General features: G+C 68.8%; 18 protein-coding genes. 11 read left to right on the top strand and 7 right to left on the bottom strand.

Annotated features, from left to right (window positions below):
* Positions 1-8: 8 nt before the first annotated feature.
* Together K8F61_RS03110 and K8F61_RS03105 are read left to right on the top strand one after the other, a co-directional pair.
* Complete coding sequence (locus K8F61_RS03110) at positions 9-575, top strand: helix-turn-helix domain-containing protein (RefSeq protein WP_231820643.1); 567 nt, start codon at positions 9-11, stop codon at positions 573-575.
* A complete protein-coding gene (locus tag K8F61_RS03105) occupies positions 572-1,060 on the top strand; it encodes a YbaK/EbsC family protein (protein ID WP_067242782.1) in 489 nt (162 codons plus the stop codon). Before K8F61_RS03110 ends, K8F61_RS03105 begins: the two co-directional genes overlap by 4 nt.
* A 61-nt stretch (positions 1,061-1,121) precedes the next feature.
* Here the strand turns inward: K8F61_RS03105 and K8F61_RS03100 are convergent, their stop codons facing one another.
* On the bottom strand, positions 1,122-2,021 hold the full coding sequence (locus tag K8F61_RS03100) for a LysR family transcriptional regulator (RefSeq protein ID WP_219086248.1): 900 nt from the start codon (positions 2,019-2,021) through the stop codon (positions 1,122-1,124).
* 150 nt (positions 2,022-2,171) lie between these two features.
* Here K8F61_RS03100 and K8F61_RS03095 point away from each other — a divergent pair, with 150 nt between their 5' ends.
* The 4 genes from K8F61_RS03095 (at position 2,172) to K8F61_RS03080 (ending at position 5,812) form a co-directional block, all read left to right on the top strand.
* On the top strand, positions 2,172-3,551 hold the full coding sequence (locus tag K8F61_RS03095; RefSeq protein WP_231820642.1) for an MFS transporter: 1,380 nt from the start codon (positions 2,172-2,174) through the stop codon (positions 3,549-3,551).
* 39 nt (positions 3,552-3,590) lie between these two features.
* Positions 3,591-4,811 carry an FAD-dependent monooxygenase gene (locus K8F61_RS03090; protein ID WP_231820641.1) on the top strand — a complete coding sequence of 407 codons (1,221 nt, stop codon included), beginning with the start codon at positions 3,591-3,593 and terminating at the stop codon, positions 4,809-4,811.
* A complete protein-coding gene (locus K8F61_RS03085) occupies positions 4,808-5,428 on the top strand; it encodes an NADPH-dependent F420 reductase (RefSeq protein WP_067242792.1) in 621 nt (206 codons plus the stop codon). Before K8F61_RS03090 ends, K8F61_RS03085 begins: the two co-directional genes overlap by 4 nt.
* 117 nt (positions 5,429-5,545) lie before the next feature.
* A complete protein-coding gene (locus K8F61_RS03080) occupies positions 5,546-5,812 on the top strand; it encodes a hypothetical protein (protein WP_231820640.1) in 267 nt (88 codons plus the stop codon).
* Between the two features lie 9 nt (positions 5,813-5,821).
* Here the strand turns inward: K8F61_RS03080 and K8F61_RS03075 are convergent, their stop codons facing one another.
* Positions 5,822-6,421 (bottom strand): DUF998 domain-containing protein, encoded by a 600-nt coding sequence (locus tag K8F61_RS03075; protein ID WP_231820639.1) that lies wholly within the window; start codon positions 6,419-6,421, stop codon positions 5,822-5,824.
* 78 nt (positions 6,422-6,499) lie between these two features.
* Here K8F61_RS03075 and K8F61_RS03070 point away from each other — a divergent pair, with 78 nt between their 5' ends.
* Positions 6,500-6,883: a MerR family transcriptional regulator gene (locus K8F61_RS03070; protein ID WP_231820638.1), complete on the top strand. Its 384-nt coding sequence runs from the start codon at positions 6,500-6,502 to the stop codon at positions 6,881-6,883.
* Positions 6,884-6,935: 52 nt separating this feature from the next.
* Here K8F61_RS03070 and K8F61_RS03065 read toward each other — a convergent pair whose 3' ends face one another.
* Together K8F61_RS03065 and K8F61_RS03060 are read right to left on the bottom strand one after the other, a co-directional pair.
* Entirely contained in the window at positions 6,936-7,160 is a 225-nt protein-coding gene (locus K8F61_RS03065; RefSeq protein ID WP_231820637.1) for a CDGSH iron-sulfur domain-containing protein, read from the bottom strand.
* Positions 7,157-8,140 (bottom strand): iron-containing redox enzyme family protein, encoded by a 984-nt coding sequence (locus K8F61_RS03060; protein WP_418888085.1) that lies wholly within the window; start codon positions 8,138-8,140, stop codon positions 7,157-7,159. Before K8F61_RS03060 ends, K8F61_RS03065 begins: the two co-directional genes overlap by 4 nt.
* Before the next feature lie 213 nt (positions 8,141-8,353).
* On the opposite strand from K8F61_RS03060, the gene K8F61_RS03055 reads away from it, so the two are divergent.
* Positions 8,354-8,578, top strand: coding sequence for a helix-hairpin-helix domain-containing protein (locus K8F61_RS03055; protein WP_067242799.1), 225 nt, complete (start codon positions 8,354-8,356; stop codon positions 8,576-8,578).
* Between the two features lie 21 nt (positions 8,579-8,599).
* Here the strand turns inward: K8F61_RS03055 and K8F61_RS03050 are convergent, their stop codons facing one another.
* Entirely contained in the window at positions 8,600-8,983 is a 384-nt protein-coding gene (locus K8F61_RS03050; protein ID WP_219086239.1) for a VOC family protein, read from the bottom strand.
* A 489-nt stretch (positions 8,984-9,472) separates the two neighbouring features.
* A complete protein-coding gene (locus tag K8F61_RS03045) occupies positions 9,473-12,061 on the bottom strand; it encodes a transglycosylase domain-containing protein (RefSeq protein ID WP_231820635.1) in 2,589 nt (862 codons plus the stop codon).
* Positions 12,062-12,139: 78 nt separating this feature from the next.
* Here K8F61_RS03045 and K8F61_RS03040 point away from each other — a divergent pair, with 78 nt between their 5' ends.
* Both K8F61_RS03040 and K8F61_RS03035 read left to right on the top strand, forming a co-directional pair.
* Positions 12,140-13,036: a LysR family transcriptional regulator gene (locus tag K8F61_RS03040; RefSeq protein ID WP_231820634.1), complete on the top strand. Its 897-nt coding sequence runs from the start codon at positions 12,140-12,142 to the stop codon at positions 13,034-13,036.
* A gap of 38 nt (positions 13,037-13,074) precedes the next feature.
* Positions 13,075-13,938 carry a serine hydrolase gene (locus K8F61_RS03035; RefSeq protein ID WP_231820633.1) on the top strand — a complete coding sequence of 288 codons (864 nt, stop codon included), beginning with the start codon at positions 13,075-13,077 and terminating at the stop codon, positions 13,936-13,938.
* 76 nt (positions 13,939-14,014) lie between these two features.
* Here K8F61_RS03035 and K8F61_RS03030 read toward each other — a convergent pair whose 3' ends face one another.
* Positions 14,015-14,443: a winged helix-turn-helix transcriptional regulator gene (locus K8F61_RS03030; protein WP_231820632.1), complete on the bottom strand. Its 429-nt coding sequence runs from the start codon at positions 14,441-14,443 to the stop codon at positions 14,015-14,017.
* Positions 14,444-14,550: 107 nt separating this feature from the next.
* Between K8F61_RS03030 and K8F61_RS03025 the strand changes: the two genes are divergently transcribed.
* Positions 14,551-15,771, top strand: coding sequence for an MFS transporter (locus tag K8F61_RS03025; RefSeq protein ID WP_231820631.1), 1,221 nt, complete (start codon positions 14,551-14,553; stop codon positions 15,769-15,771).
* Positions 15,772-15,863: the final 92 nt, after the last annotated feature.

Below are 15,863 nucleotides of genomic sequence, written 5' to 3'. Positions count from 1 at the left end.
GGCGAGACGTGCCGGACGCGCTCGGGACGATGCTGCGAACGCTGCGCGCGGACCGGGGCGTGTCGCTGTCCGAGCTGGCACGCCGAAGCGGCGTCGGCAAGGGCACGATCTCGGAACTGGAGAACGGTCTCCGCGGCGCCCGCCTCGACACCCTCTTCGCGCTGACCACCGCCCTGGACGCCCCGCTCAGCGCGCTGCTGCCCGAGCGCGCGGGCGCCGATGCCGCGCCGGTCGCCGGCGCATCGGTGAGCGCAGTCCTCCTCGACCGCTGGGACGACGGCCAGGGGCTGGTCGAGGCGTATCGGGCGACCCTGACGACGGATCGGCAGGAGAGCCACGGTCACGCGGACGGCGTCGAGGAGACCGTCACCGTCCTCGGCGGACGCGTCCGCATCGGTCCGATCGGGCACGAACGCGAGCTCGGCGCCGGGGAGAGCCTGCGTTACCGCGGCGACGTCCCGCATCGCTTTCAAGCTCTGGACGCCTCTGCCCGCGTCGTCCTGCTCATGCACTATCCACCCGCCACCGCACCCGCCAGGGCGACACCGCCCCGACGGACAGAGGAGCACGAATGACCGTCGACCAGACGCTGCCCGAGCGCAGCCGCATCGTCCAGCAGCACGTGACCGACGCCGGGATCACCGCGCGCGTCCGCGAGCTTCCCGACTCCGCCCGCACGGCGACGGAGGCGGCGGCGGCGCTCGGATGCGAGGTGGGCGCCATCGCCAACAGCCTGCTGTTCCTCGCCGACGACGAGCCCGTGCTCGTCATGACGAGCGGGCGTCATCGCGTGGATCCCGCGGTCCTCGCGGGCCAGCTCGGGGCCGCGCGCATCGAGATGGCCACGGCGAAGCAGGTCAGGACCGTCACCGGGCAGGCGATCGGCGGCGTCGCGCCGGTCGGGCACCCCGCCCCGGTGCCCACGGTCATCGACGAGGCCCTCGCCGACTACGACACGATCTGGGCGGCGGCGGGGACGCCCCACACGGTGATGCCGCTCACGATCGACTCCCTGTCGGCGCTCACCGGCGGCCGCCGGGTACGGGTCGCCGCGGACTGAGCCGGGTCGCCGAGCTCGCGTCATCGGCGCAGCGCGGCGCACGGTTCGTTGCTTCATCTCCTCATGAGGTGCCGAGCTTCTCCACCGCGAAGTCGAGGAGGGCCGAGGCCCGCGGGGTGAGCGACATGTCCGCGGGCCAGATGCCCACCACATGCGAGACGGTGACCGGCGGGTCCAGCGGGCGGATCACGACGGGACGCCCCTCAGTGCTCATGGGCAGGGTGTTCGGTCGCGACATGAGCAGGCCGTAACCGACCCCGCGTCCCACGAGCGCCTCGACGAGCGAGATCTGGGGAACCCGAGCCTCGATCCGGGGTTCGAGCCCCCGGGCGGAGAAGGCGTCGGTCACGTTGCGCGTGCCGGGGGTCGCGTCGTAGAGGATGAACGGCTCGTCGGCGAGCTGCGCCAGATCCACCGCCGGCGCGGATGCCAAGGGGTGATCGGGATGCAGATGGACCTCGAGCCGCGTGGCGTAGATCCTGCGGCGGCGATACCCCACGGGGAGGGACACGTCGAAGACGAGAGCCACATCCAGGCGCCCGGCCTCCAGACCGGAGAGCAGCTCCTCGTTGGTGCCCACCATGATCTCGAGCTGCACACCGGGATGCCGTTTGGGAAACCCCTCCAGAAGCTCAGGGACGACGTTCGTGGCGAAGCTCGAGTAGCAGCCGAGCTTCACCGGCCCCCGGAGCTCCCCGTCCCGCCCCGCGCCAAGCACGAGCTCCCGGGTGTCCGTGACGATCCTCCGGGCGTTCTCGGCGAAACGCTGGCCGGTCGGTGTCAGGGTGAGACCGCGCGCCTTGCGCCGGACGCACAGCTGCTCCCCGACCGCCTTCTCCAGGGCCGTGATCGCCTGCGACAACGCGGACTCGGAGATGTGGAGATGCGCTGCGGCAGCACTCAAGGTGGAGAAGTCCGGCAACGCGGCGAACAGCTCCAGCTGCCGCAGGCTCACATCCATGTCGTGCCTCTTCCGATCAGCTTCTTCAGCCTGACCGAATTATATCCGCGGATTAGTGCGATTTACATGCAGTGACGAGGGCTCCACGATAGGAGGACCCGCTTCCCGATCCCTCCCCCCGGAGGGAGAACAATGACGTTAGGGACAACAATGACCTCCTCCCCCGCCACCGGCGATCCGGCGTCCCAGCGCCGGATCGCGTTCGCGACGATCATCGGCACCACGATCGAGTGGTACGACTTCTTCATCTACGCCACGAGCGCCGGGCTCGTCTTCGCCCAGTTGTTCTTCCAGCCGGCCGGGAAGGAGATCGCGCTCCTGCTCTCCTTCGCCACGGTCGGCATCTCCTTCCTCTTCCGTCCGCTCGGCGCCTTCCTTGCCGGGCACTTCGGCGACATCATCGGCCGCCGCGCCATGCTGGTCGCCACCCTGGTCCTCATGGGCGCGGCCACGACGCTCATCGGCGTGCTCCCGACGTACGCGCAGATCGGCATCGCGGCACCGGTGCTGCTGCTCCTGCTGCGGATCCTGCAGGGCCTCTCGGCCGGCGGCGAGTGGGGCGGTGCCGTCCTGATGGCGGTCGAGCACGCCCCCGCCGACCGTCGCGGTCGCGCGGGATCCTGGCCCCAGCTCGGCGTGCCGCTCGGGTTCCTGCTGGCCTCCGGCATGACCGCGCTCATGACCGGGCTCATCTCTCCTGGTGAGGCCTACCTGCAGTGGGGCTGGCGCGTGCCGTTCCTGGTGAGCGTCGTGCTCATCGTCGTCGGCTTCGTGATCCGGCGCTCGGTGGCCGAGAGCCCGGTCTTCGCCGAGATCGCCCGACGCGGGAAGCAGGAGTCCCTCCCGATCGTGACCCTCTTCCGGCGCCACGGGCATCTCGTCTTCCTCGCTGCCCTGGTGTTCGTGGGCAACGGCACCCTCGGGTACATGACGACCGGCGGCTTCCTCAACAACTATGCGATCAGCGTCCAGAGCCTCGACACCACGGCGGTTCTCCTCGCCGCCGTGTTCGCGGCCGTCGTCTGGTTCTTCTCGACGCTCCTCGCGGGTCGTCTCGCGGACCGGATGGGACGGAGGGCGACCTTCCTCATCGGCTTCGGCATCCAGGCCGTCGTCGTGTTCCCCGTCTTCTGGCTCGTCGACGCCGGAGGTCTTCCCGGCCTCTACGTCGCGGTCCTGCTCATCTCGAGCGGACTCGGCCTCACCTATGGCCCGCTCGCCGCGTGGTACGCGGAGATCTTCCCCGCGTCCGTCCGCTTCTCCGGCGTCTCCATCACCTATGCGATCGGCGCGGTGCTCGGCGGGGCGTTCGCGCCGATGATCGCGCAGATGCTGCTGGGCGCCACGGGCACCACGGCCTCCGTCTCGGCGTACCTGCTCTTCGCCACGCTCCTCGGCGCCGGCGCGACGCTGTGCCTCCGGGACCGCAGCGGGATCCCCCTGGGGCCGGACCACGAGGCCGAGCAGGCGCAGGGGGCCACCGTCTTCACGCCGAGGAACGCGACGGAAAGCCTCGCGCCCACCCGATAACCACCGCGCAGTCCGCTGCGACGCCGTCAAGGAGAACCCATGCGACATCAGGACACCAGGATTGCGATCATCGGCGGAGGGATGGGCGGGCTCACGGCCGCCATCGCTCTCCGCCGGATCGCGGGACTCCGCGCGACCGTGTTCGAACAGGCCGCGCAGCTCGGTGAGGTCGGCGCCGGGGTCACCGTCGCGCCCAATGCCGCGCGGGTCCTCGACCGACTCGGCGTGCTCGACGGCATCCGGCGGGCCGGAGCCGTCCCCGACGGACACGGCGTCTACCTGAACGCCCTCGGCGAGGTCGTCACCGATGCGGCCTGGGAGGACACCTCCCGGCAGTACCGGAACATCGGGATGTACCGCCCGGATCTCATCGCCGCCCTCGCCGCGGAGGTGGACCCCGATACCGTCCGCCTCGGTCACCGCCTCGTGTCCGTCGAGGCCGAGGACACGGGCGTACGGACGCGGTTCGACAACGGCGCCGAGGAGGTCTTCGACGCCGTGATCGGCGCGGACGGAATCCACTCCGTGGTGCGGCAGGCCGTCGGTCAGCACCCCGAGCCCGTCTACTCGGGGTACATCGTCTATCGCGGCGTCGTCGACGCCGCGCGCCTGCCGGACGACTGGCCCATGATCAGCCAGGTCTGGATGGGCGACAGCAGGCACTTCATGTGCTATCCGCTGCAGCAGCGCAGGCTGTTCAACTTCGTCGCCGGAGTTCCGAGCGACCGCCCCTTGCATGGGCCCTGGTCCGGTCCGGCCGACGTCGCGGAGCTCGCCGCCGAGTTCGCAGGGGACGGCTGGGATCCCCGGCTCCATCACTTCATCGGGCTCATCGAGAAGACGTTCTGGTGGGGACTCTTCGACCACGAGCCGCTGACCGACTGGTCGCGGGGCCCGATCACGCTGCTCGGCGACGCGGCGCACACGATGCTGCCCCACCAGGGCCAGGGGGTGAACCAGGCGATCGAGGACAGCATGGCCCTGGCCACGTTCCTCGCGGCTGCGGACGACGTCTCCGACATCCCCGAGGCCTTCCGTCGCTACACCGCCGTCCGCATGCAGCGCACCGCGATCCTGCAGAACGGGTCCCGGCGAGCGGGTGCGATGTTCGACGCGCAGAACGAGTTCGCGGATCTGTCCAAGCGCGACGCGGACATCCGCGTCGGCCGGGACTTCCGCCGCGGCGTGGTGTTCGACTACGACGCGCAGAAGGTCGCCGAGCGCGCGCTCGCCCGATTCAGGAAGGTCCAGTACGCATGACATCGATCAGCATCATCGGAAGCGGCAAGATGAGCGGCGCCATCGCGGAGGTCGCTGCGCGGGCCGGCGCCCGCATCCAGATCATCAAGCGCCGCGCGACGAGCATGTCCGCCGCTCGCCCCGGCCTTGAGTACGGAGTCCTCGGCGACGACCTGACCGGCGACCTCGTCGTCCTGGCCGTGCCCTACGGCGCATATGCGAGCGTCCTCGACCACTATCGGGACCGTCTCGCCGGCAAGATCGTGATCGACATCAGCAATCCGATCGACTTCACCACGTACGACCAGCTGACCTCCCCCGCCGATTCCTCCACGGCCGCGGAGCTCGCCGCTCTGCTGCCCGAAGGCACCGCCGTGGTGAAGGCCTTCAACGTGAACCTCGGAGACACGCTCACCAGCGGCACGAACGGCACGACGCCGACGACGGTGCTGTACGCCGGGGACTATGCGGACGCCAAGATGTCGGTCGCCGCGCTCGTCGAGGCGGCGGGGATGCGGGCCGTCGACGTCGGCCCGCTCACCCGCGCACGGGAGCTGGAGGCCATGGGCTTCCTCCAGATCATCCTGGCCGCCCTGGGGAAGACGCGCTACGAGTCCGGGTTCGCGCTCCTGCCGTGACGCGTGTCGGATCGGGCCGCGCGCCCCGTGTCCGCGGCACAGCGGATCGTCAACCCCGTTTCCCTCCCCCGACCACGGTCGTAACGTGAACGGCTCATCCGATAGGAGGAGCCCACGATGAGCCACGACAGCAGGACGGGCACGAACCACGACACTCCGGGCCGCGACGACCAGGAAGAGGAGTACACGGACGCGGAGACCGAGACCCAGGACGAGCGGGAGCACGTCCGCTCCGTGGAGGGCGCGTACACACGCACCGAGCAGACCGAACCGGACCCCGATCACGAGGGTGCCTACACGGACGCCCAGCACCGTGCCGGCGATGACGTCGAACCCCACTCCGCGCACGGATCGCACGGCACCTACACGCGTCGCGATCAGTAGCCCGCAGCGTCAGCGGGCGGTGAGAGCGGCGGCGGCGATGAGCGGAGCGAACGTCACGACGAGGATGAACACCCGTTCGCTCGCGCCGAACGTCCGGGCTCGAAGGGCCGGGAACACCATCGATATCACGAGAGCGGCGAGGGACACCGCCGCAACCGGGTCCAGCACACCGACGACGAACGCGGGCGTCCCCGAGAGCAGACGCCCGAGCGGTCCGATGGTCGAGTAGGCGAGGGTGAACCAGCCGATCGCCAACAGCAGGTGGATCCGGCCCCGGATCGTCGCGGGCTGCCCGGACCGGTCGGTGGGGACGAACGGCATCGCCGCGACGACGAGGCCGAGGACGATCAGCCAGGCGCCCACGCCGAGGCGATTCGCCCCCAGCGCGGCGTCGCTGAGCACCCCGGCGCCCAGGGCCGCCCAGGCGGTCGCCGCTGTCCAGGACGCGGCCGCCGCGATCGTCCGTGTGCGGGCGGAGGGGGACGCGGCATAATCGCTCACCGTCTCGCGCAGGGGATGGACCCCGCCCGGCAGGAGATGCAGCATCGCGAAAAGGACGAGCCGGATCACGAAGAGTCCGGTCGCGAGGAGCAGGAGCGGATGTGCCATGGAGATCCTTCTTCGACGTTCGGTGGCGAGGACTCCTGGAACGCTAGAGACTGAAGCAGGTTGAAGGTCAAGGAGCCCATGAGAATCAGCGAACTCGCTCAGCGGACCGGTCTCGCGCCCTCAGCGATCCGCTACTACGAGCAGCAGGACATGTTCAGCTCGGGTCAGATCGCTCGGCATCCGAACGGATACCGGGACTACGGCCCGGCGGCGGTGCGTCGCATCGAACTCATCGCGGCGGGGCGTGCCGCAGGGTTCTCACTCGCTCAGATGCGCACCAGGATGCGGGACTGGGACACCATGGGCAGCGCGCAGCGGGCCGCCCTGCTCGACGAGCAGCTGCGCGTCCTCGACGAGCGGATCGCGGAGCTGACGCGCGGACGCGACGCGGTGCGCGACGCGCTCCGCGAGCTCGCGGTCGCGCCCGACGAGCCCGAGAATTCCGCGGCGCAGCGAGGCTGACGGGTTCCGAGCCGCGAAACCCGACGGCACGCATGAGGGCTGCGGTCGCTCCTCACGCCGGAGGGGCCTCGTGCTCCTCCGTGCGGAATCCGGCGGCCCGGTGCGTGCCGTCGCAGAAGGGCTTGATCGAGGACAGTCCGCAGCGGCAGAGCGCCACGGTCCGCCGCCGACGCTCGATCCTCTCGCCCTCGGGCGAGAGGATCACGGCGTCGCCGCGAACGAGGAGGGGCCCGTCCGGGTAGGGGGTGATGGTGACCGGGTCGCGGTGTCGGCTCATGCCGGCACGGCCTTCCGCAGCGACGACTCCCCACGCTCCCACTTCTCCAGGAGCTCGGCACCCACCAGACCGTCGATCGTGAGACATGCGGCGGCGCCGAACATGATGTCCGGAAGCAGATCGGGGCGGTCCTCGGCGAGCGCGCCGGCGAGGTCGCGGGCGGCGATCTGCTCGTGGACCGCGTCCGCTTCGACGTGCTCGTCGAAGTAGTCCGTGACGTCGTCGGAGAAGCCGAGCCGTCGGAAACCGTCGCCATAGAGCCGGTTCGGGATCGACGAGGTCATCTCGAACGCGGCGAGGTGCCCGACGATCGCGCCGATCAGACGACGGTTGAGGCCGAACAGCGACATCAGGTTGTGCGAGGCGAGCGTGATCGCCGGAACGTGCTCCACGTACGCGGCATACGCGTCGTCGAGACCGACTCCGCAGAGCGTCTTGGCGAAGATCTCGGCGTGGACCCGCTCCGGACGCCCTCCGCCGTACTCGTCCGCCTGGATCTCGACGAGCGCCGCCTTCGCGCGCCCGCTCAGTCGCGGGATGGCCCAGGAATGCGGATCGGCCTCCCGACGCGTGTAGATCGATCGCTGGATCAGGAACTCCCTCGCCTGCTCGGCCGTGGCCTTTCTCGCGAGGAACCGCGACAGGCTCGGGCCGTCGTCCTCGTCGACGAGCGTGAACAGCGCCCGCGCCACAGCGTCCTGCGTGGCCGGCGGCAGCGTCGGAACGGGAACGGCGGTCCGCACCGCCGCCTCGAAGATCTGTTCCAACCGGAGGCGGGTCTCGACGAGCTCCGGATCCCATTCCTGTGCAGGGTCGATCCCGTCGACCGAGCCGTAGGCCGAGGCGTAGAGCATCCACAGCGACAGCTGCAGGTCGTCATCGCGGAGCGGGTCCGTGCTCTCGTGCGCCGCCGCGCCGCTGAGCTCGCCCAGCGGGGCCGCCGACCGCCCCGTCAGTCGCTCGAGCACGGCCTGGCTCAGCGCTCCGCGAGCGTGGAAAGGGATCGACGGTGTCGGGGTGGTGGCCGTGGTCACGGGGCTCCTCTCGTCCGGACCCCGAGCTTGACCGTCGTCCGTGCTCGCGAGAAGGGCCTTGACGAGCCGGCCTCTCGTCGCCATGCGGACCCGCTGTGAGCACGGAACTCACCGATCGGTCCCCTTCTCGCGTCATAGACCCCAAGAGAGGATAGGGACATGACCCGGATGGACGACGAAACGGCCGAGAACGCGACAGAGTTCCCTCCCTCCGTGGGCCGGGTGGCGCCGCGCTCGTTGGCGCACGCGGGGATCACCACGTACGCGCAGCTCGCGACGCACACCGAAAAGGAGCTCCTCGCCATCCACGGCGTCGGCCCGAAGGCGATCCGCCTCCTCGGCGAGGAGCTTCGTGCGCGCGGCCTGGGCTACAGAGACGCCTGATCGAGTGCCCGCTCCTCCCCGTCAGAGGCCCGAGCTCGCGAGCTGAAGGACGCCGATCAGGTTCTCGCTCGGATCGCGGAGCTTCAGGAAGGTGGCGAAGCCCCCGTCGTCGAGGCTCACGATCCCGACCCCCTCGCGAGCGCACCGATCGGCGAACTCGTCGATCCGCTCCGATCGGAGGAAGAAGACGGGCCTCGGCTCCCCGTTCACCAGGATCTGCGCGGGCCGGTGGTCCATCGCCTCCCACAGCATGAGGTCGGGGCCGCCGTCGAGGCGCAGCAGGGCGCTGTCGCCGTAACCGTCCAGGAGCCGGAAACCGAGGACGCGCGCGTACCACTCGATCGACTCCTGAAGGTCCGTCACCGACAGCTGGACGTGGTCGAGCCCTTGCACGGCGGCGGTCATGAGATCTGGCTCCTCTGTCGGGGGTCTCCCGACAACCTACCGAGGCCGCGGCCGAGGACTCACCGCCCACGCCGCGGCAGCGTCCCGCTTCGCGGGGCAAGCCGGGCCGACGGAGAGGCGGTCACGGCCGGTGCAGGGGACCATGAACCGGCCGTGACCATGATGCGGCACGCATCCTGGCGCGGGGCTGGTCGTGTATCCCCCTCACGAGCACTCCCGACGAGTGCGCCACCAGCCCCGCACGGCCCAACATATCCGGGCGCTTCGGACCGGGCTCTCTCGGGTAGGGGTTTCGCCGTATCCTGCCGCTGCCGTCACGCGGCTCCCGCGCTACCGGGGCACGCAAGGCCGTTGCATCGACATCGGTCACGGAACGACTCGCGCTGTCCCGGGTTCTGCCACGCTCTTTCCCGAGACCCCCTGACGACCAGCTTCCTTGTCGGCTCGGCATCGTCTCCGTCCCCGGGCGGGAAGCCGCCCTCCGCACCGCTAGGGGCAGGTCGGCTTCTCGTAGTCGACCGTCACGGTGGAGTCCGCCGACACCACCGCCCCCGACGCAGGCACCGTTGCCGTGACGGTCCCGCCGCGCTCCCCTGCACCCGACACGCAGGCTCCGAGGATCGCGCCCCGAATCCCCATCGCTTGAAGCGCGGCCAGCGCCGCGCGGGGCGTCTGGCCGGCGAGGTCTGGGATGCGGACGCCCGTTCCGGTGCTCGCACGGATCCGAACGACTGATCCGACCTCGACCTTCATCGGCGCAGGGTCCTGTTCCACGACGACCCCGCCGGGAAGGTCGCTCAGCACCGTTTCCCCCACCAGGACGTCGAACCCGGCGCTGCTCAACGTCGATTCCGCCTGATCGAGGGTCATCCCGACGACGCTGGGCACGGAGGCCAACGCCCTTCTCGTGAGCGCGCTCGACGGTTCCGGGAACGCGTCTCCCCCATGGATCTCGTTGGCGGCGGCTTGAAGCCCCCTCGCCAGCTCATGCCTGGCATCGGGGAGCGCAGTCCCATTCCACCCGAAGTCGGCGAGATCCTGCTGCCCGACGCTCTGCCCGACCCACACGGCGGTCGCCGTCCTGGTCGAGGCCGTGAGCATCGTCGTCTGATCGTCGTTGTGACTTCCGGTCTTCCCGATGACGGGAACACCGTCGCCGGGATTCGATGCGGTGCCGGTGCCGTCGGTCATCACCCGTTCCAGTGCGTATGCGGCCGTGGCCGCGACCTCCTCGGACACGACGCGATCGCACCGTGCCGGCGGCAAGGTCAGCTCCGAGCCGTCCGGCTCCACGATCGTGTCGATCGCTCTGGGCGTGCAGCGAATTCCCCCATTGCCGATCACTCCGATCGCGCTCGCCATGTCGAGCGGTGCGATGTTCTTCGATCCCAGGATGTCGAACGGTGCGTTCTCCTCCGTCACCGACCCGCCCGTTCCCAATCGAACTCCGAAACGCTCCGCGACGCGGTTGATATCGCACAGATCCAGTTTCTCTGCCATCGCGAAGTACCCGCTGTTCAACGACCCTGCGGTGAACTCCAGCGGCGTTCCCGTGTACCCGCGAACGCCGCCGGCGTTGCCGACAAGCTCGGTCCCGAACGGAACGTGCGCGCCGTCGCAGGTGATCCCGTCGAAGAGCCGGTTCACCCCATCGAGCCTCTCATTGAGAGAGCGCCCCTTCTCGAGCCAATCGATGAGCGTGAAGATCTTGTAGGCCGATCCCACGGGGAAGCCCTGCGACGCGCCGTGCGCGCTGTCCGCGGCATACACGAGAGAGGAGTAGCCCGCTGCAGCGTCCGCACCAGAGTCCTCGGAAAACAACGTGTTCTGCACCATCGCCAGGATGCGCCCCGTTCCGGACTCGAGCGTCACTCCCGCCGCGCCGACGGAGATCCCGTCGAGGGCCGGTGGCACGACCTCTGCGATGGCCGCCGCCCCGGCCTCCTGGATAGGAAGACTCAGGGATGTGTAGACGTCCATGCCTCCCCTCAGCAGCCGCTCGTCCCGCTCCTGCTGCGTCGCTCCGAAGACGGGGTCGCTGGCGAGCGTCGCCTTCACGTACTGACAGAAGTACGCGGTGTCGCCGGCATCGACGCAGCCGGACGACGGCGTCACGATCGCGGGAACGATGGGTTCCGCGTGAGCGGCTTCATACTGCTCGGCCGTGATCCGCCCGTCGTCGAGCATCCGTTCCAGCACGTAGTTCCGCCTGGTGAGGGTTGCCGCGTACCCGTCCGCTGCCGAGTTCGACCAGCTGCCGGCCTCCTCGTTGTAGATCGAGCCCTCCGGGAGGTCGATGCGATAGGCGTTGGGGTTCTGCACCATGCCGGCGAGGGTGGCCGCCTGGGTCAGCGTCAGCGTCGCGGCGGTCGCACCGAAGTAGCGTTGGGCGGCCGCCTCGATGCCGTAAGTCGTCCCCCCGAAGTTCACGAAGTTGAGATATCCAGCGAGGATGTCGTTCTTCGAGGCGGTCTTCTCGATCTGCACCGCGTACTTGATCTCCTGGATCTTCCGCTCGATCCCCTTGCTCCCGTCGGCACCGGCCGCGTCGAGCCAGCACTGCTCCAGCTTCGCATCCCGGTCGTCATCCGCCAGCCCGACGTCGCGCTCGCATTTCTGCAGCAGCACGTTCTTCACGTACTGCTGCGTGATGGTCGAGCCGCCCCGCGTGGACTCCCCCCGAAGGTTCTCCAGCACCGCCTTCGCCGTTCCCACCAGGTCGACGCCCGAATGCTCGTAGAAGCCGCTGTCCTCGCTCGCCAGCACGGCGTCGCGCAGGACCGGAGAGATCTGGTCCAACGTGACGGGGATCCTGTTCTGATCGAAGAACCGCGCCAGCACCACAGGCGCGCCGTCCGGAGACGTCGCATAGATCGTCGTCGGCTCCATCGGGCGCTCCACATCCAGTTCCGACGGGAGGTGTTCGAACAGGTCCGCGGACTGGGCAGCGGCAGAGCTCACCACGACCAGCGTCGGTGCCATCGTCGCGGTGATGAGCACCCCCGCGACGACGCTCAACCCGACCAGCCCCGCCAGAGCACGGACAACAGCACCTCTCGTTCTCCTGTTGACAGCCATGGCAGCGATGCTGTCTCACCCAATTGATCCAAACAATTCCACCAGAGTGGCTATTTATCCGATCTGTACACTATGGTCATGGATCTCCTGGGGTCTCTCCGCGTCTTCACCGCCATCGCCCGCGAGGGCAGCTTCTCCCTCGGCGCCAGCATCAACGGAGTGCCGCAGTCCACAGCGAGCCGCCACATCGCCCGCCTCGAGGAGCACCTCGGGCGCCGGCTGTTCATCCGGACCACGAGGGTGGTGACCCTCACCGATTTCGGCAGGACGGCGCTGGCCGCTGCGCTGGAGTTGCTTGCGGCCGCAGACTCATTCGAGGAGCGTGTCGACGCGGCGCGCACGCACACCACTCGGCTGTTCCTGCCAGACGGCATCCCTGATCTGGAGATCGCAACGCTCACCGTGAAGTCCGGGGCGCGAGGAGTCCCCCTCAGCGTCACGATCGCCTCTTCGAGCGGGCGAAGAGATGCCGTTCGCACCCGCAACGGCGATGCTGCTGTACTGTCATGCGCTCCCGAAGAAGCGGACTGGAGCGCGCGCCTCGGCCTCGCAGCAGCCAACACGGACGCCGAGTCCTCCCTCTCGCTGGGTCGTCTTCGCCCGCACCGCGGCGACCCCGTCGAATCATGGCAGAGGATCACGGTTCTGCCGGAGGACATCGGTACGCCCGCGCACACGGCTCTCGTCGCCCATGCTGCCGAGTCAGGGCTCGCGGCGTCTCAGGTGCACGCCGCTTCGACGGTCTCCGCCGCGCTGTCCGTCGGCCTGTCCGGCGACGGGTTCGTCTGCTGCAGCCGGACCGAAGCGACCCGTTGGGGATTGGACTGGCAGTCACTGTCTGACCTCACCTTCGAACGACACGTCAGGCTGTACGCTCGCGACGAGGACGTGCGCTCGAGAGTTCTCGCCACCCTGCTGGACGACCTCCGCAGGCTCTTCGGCGAGCAGGAAGACGGCCCTCGGGAGCAGGGATGACAATGGAGACCACAAGAGCACGCACGCGCGCGACGCAGGTGCTCACCGAAGGCGGGCTGAGCGGTTCTCTCATCGCGAGAGACCTCGACACCGGATACGAGATCGGTATCAACGAGGACACGCCATACCCTCTCGCGTCCCTCGTCAAGCTTCCCCTTGTCGGAGCGGTACTCGACCGTTTTCAGAACCGCGACCTCGACCCTGCGCAGCCGCTGTTCCTCGACCCCGCGGACCGCACGCCCGGCCCCTCGGGGCTGTCCCTGTTCCGCTACCCCGCCACAGTCGCGCTCGGTGATCTGCCATACCTCACTATGGCGGTCAGCGACAACACAGCCGCGGACGCGTTGTTCGCGCTCGTCGCCCCGTCCGCGGTCGACCGATGGGTGGCTTCGCTGGGCGTGAGGGGCATTCGCGTGCGCCACTCGATCAGATCGCTGTATCAGAGCATCGCGGAAAGGGTGGAGGGCGCAGACCTCGCCGTGCTGCACCGTCTCGTCGTCGCCGCCGACAGCACGGGCCTCCCCTCCCCGATTCCCCAGCTGGACCCGGACGCCGCCAACGCCGGAACCGCTCGGGCCTTCGCGGATCTCCTCACTCGTATCTGGGACTCTGGTGAGTTTGATCGAGTCGGCGCGCTGCGGGACCTCATGGGAGCGAACATGGTCCGACACCGCCTCGCGCCCGACTTCTCCTCGGACCGCACGCGATGGTTCTCCCGAACCGGCTCGTTCCTCAACCTCCGCCACGAGGTCGGCGTCGTCGAACACACGAGCGGGCGCCGGATCGCGGTCTGTGCGCTCACGCGGTCGGCCGTCGCGGCGTCCGATCAGCCCGCAGCCGAGGCCGCAATCGGCCGCGCCGCCCGGATCCTCCACGATCACGTCCTGGACAGCACCCCGTGACCTGACGCAGGCTAGATGTTGCGGGACGGCGGGTTGCTGACATCCAGCCTGCATGGTTGCCACAAGGGTCTCCCACTTAACTGTTTCGTATGACTACGGTCGAATCGACGTCGACCGGGTTACCGTGAGCGTCGGTCGGGCGCAGGCGGGCGAGCGGGTTGCCGCCCTCGTCCACGAGGGCGGAGCGCGCTTCGTCATCGGCGAACGCGTGGCGCTCACCCCACTGACGCATGGCCACGATGACCGTGAAGAGGTCACAGCCTGCGTCAGTAAGGACGTAAACCTGGCGTCGTCCGGAGATGGCTGTCTCCCGTTTGAGGATGCCATGATCGACGAGGCGGTGAAGCCGGTCAGTGAGGATGTTGCGTGCGACGCCGGTGCGTTGCTGGAAGTCGGTGAACGACCGCGCGTTGTCCATCGCGTCGCGAATGATCAGCAGGCTCCACCGGTCTCCGACGAGGTCGAGCGTCCGCGCGACGGGGCACGTCGGGTCGGTCCAGGTCACGTCATCAATGTGCACGACTGAGTTCATCACGCCTCCCAATAAGTTGCAGATTGCAACCATTCTGGCATATTCGGATCAGTTGCAAATTGCTACTGATTGGGGATGGTGTGGGACTTACACATGGTCGAAGGGCGCTGCTCGCGACGGTCTGCTCGGTCGCGGTCGCGACGATCTACGTCGCCCAGCCCACACTCGCGCAGATTGGGCGAGAACTAGGAGTGCCCGAGTCTGACCTCGGGTGGATCGTGGCGGCTGGACAGATCGGCTACATGGTCGGCTTGGCTGTCCTGGTCCCGTTGGGAGACATGCTGGACCGGCGCAAGCTCATCGGGGACCAACTCCTCCTTGCTGCAGTCGGCATGCTGGTGGCCGCGGTCGCGCCTGGTCTGTGGCTGCTCCTCGTCGGTCTCGCCGCGACGGGTCTGTTCGCCGTCGTCGTGCAGACCACCGTCGCACTTGGTGCTGACCTGTCGACGCCTACGGAGCGGGGTCGCACGCTCGGAATCGTGACTTCCGGCGTCATCATCGGGATGCTCGGGGCGCGTGTCCTGGCAGGGGTTCTCGCTGACCTGTGGGGGTGGCGAAGCATCTACGTCACGCTCATGCTGCTCCTCGTTGCCCTCTCGATCGGGGTGATGAAGCAGTTGCCAGCAGACCCCCGGTCGAGTCGTCGGACCTACGGCGACGTGCTGACCTCGCTCGGGCATCTCTTCCGCGAGCCGCTGTTCATCTCCCGCGGTCTGATCGCGTTCTTCCTCTTCGCGTCCTTCGGCACGCTTTGGAGCGGACTCGCGCTACCACTGGCTGCCCAACCGTGGCAGCTGAGCACGGCCCAGATCGGCTTGTTCGGAATCGCCGGGCTCGCTGGCGCACTGGGAGCTGCACAGGCAGGCCGATGGGCCGACGCTGGCCGGGCCTACTCCGTGACCGGCACTGCGCTCGCTCTGTTGGCCCTGTCCTGGATCGCAGCCGGGCAGGCGACGTGGTCGCTCTTACTGGTGATCGTCGGTGTCGTCGTCCTGGACTTGGCGGTCCAGGCCGCACACGTCAGCAACCAGACTCTTCTCACCGCCGCGTACCCGGGACACACCAGCAGCGCCATCGGCGGCTACATGATCTTCTACTCGCTCGGCTCCGCCCTCGGCGCGGCCGCCACCACCACGATCTACTCCGCCTCAGGGTGGACAGGATGTGCCACTCTCGGCGCAAGCTTTGCCCTCTGCGGACTACTCACCTGGGCGCTCAGCCGGCGCAGCGTCACGAGGACAGGACCTGACGCCGCTGACCGTAAGGCAGGGCGTACGGACACGACGCCGAAGGCAGGCTGAGGATGAATCATCCGAACGCGCCGCTGTCGACCGACGGCCGCCGGCGGTTGATCGCTGCAAGACCAGACCCATCGCCCACGTCGCGGCAGAGA

Origin of the sequence: Microbacterium resistens (genome assembly GCF_021172025.1) — a bacterium.
GTDB classification, from domain to species: Bacteria; Actinomycetota; Actinomycetes; order Actinomycetales; family Microbacteriaceae; genus Microbacterium; species Microbacterium resistens.
Note: the sequence above shows the minus strand (reverse complement) of the source record. Positions and strands in the feature narration are given on the sequence as shown.

Bases quoted from the DNA above. Each gene is read 5' to 3' on its own strand.
- K8F61_RS03105 (WP_067242782.1), top strand. From the start codon at position 572: ATGACCGTCGACCAGACGCTGCCCGAGCGCAGCCGCATCGTCCAGCAG.
- K8F61_RS03100 (WP_219086248.1), bottom strand. From the start codon at position 2,021: ATGGATGTGAGCCTGCGGCAGCTGGAGCTGTTCGCCGCGTTGCCGGAC.
- K8F61_RS03095 (WP_231820642.1), top strand. From the start codon at position 2,172: ATGACCTCCTCCCCCGCCACCGGCGATCCGGCGTCCCAGCGCCGGATC.
- K8F61_RS03090 (WP_231820641.1), top strand. From the start codon at position 3,591: ATGCGACATCAGGACACCAGGATTGCGATCATCGGCGGAGGGATGGGC.
- K8F61_RS03085 (WP_067242792.1), top strand. From the start codon at position 4,808: ATGACATCGATCAGCATCATCGGAAGCGGCAAGATGAGCGGCGCCATC.
- K8F61_RS03080 (WP_231820640.1), top strand. From the start codon at position 5,546: ATGAGCCACGACAGCAGGACGGGCACGAACCACGACACTCCGGGCCGC.
- K8F61_RS03075 (WP_231820639.1), bottom strand. From the start codon at position 6,421: ATGGCACATCCGCTCCTGCTCCTCGCGACCGGACTCTTCGTGATCCGG.
- K8F61_RS03070 (WP_231820638.1), top strand. From the start codon at position 6,500: ATGAGAATCAGCGAACTCGCTCAGCGGACCGGTCTCGCGCCCTCAGCG.
- K8F61_RS03065 (WP_231820637.1), bottom strand. From the start codon at position 7,160: ATGAGCCGACACCGCGACCCGGTCACCATCACCCCCTACCCGGACGGG.
- K8F61_RS03055 (WP_067242799.1), top strand. From the start codon at position 8,354: ATGACCCGGATGGACGACGAAACGGCCGAGAACGCGACAGAGTTCCCT.
- K8F61_RS03050 (WP_219086239.1), bottom strand. From the start codon at position 8,983: ATGACCGCCGCCGTGCAAGGGCTCGACCACGTCCAGCTGTCGGTGACG.
- K8F61_RS03045 (WP_231820635.1), bottom strand. From the start codon at position 12,061: ATGGCTGTCAACAGGAGAACGAGAGGTGCTGTTGTCCGTGCTCTGGCG.
- K8F61_RS03040 (WP_231820634.1), top strand. From the start codon at position 12,140: ATGGATCTCCTGGGGTCTCTCCGCGTCTTCACCGCCATCGCCCGCGAG.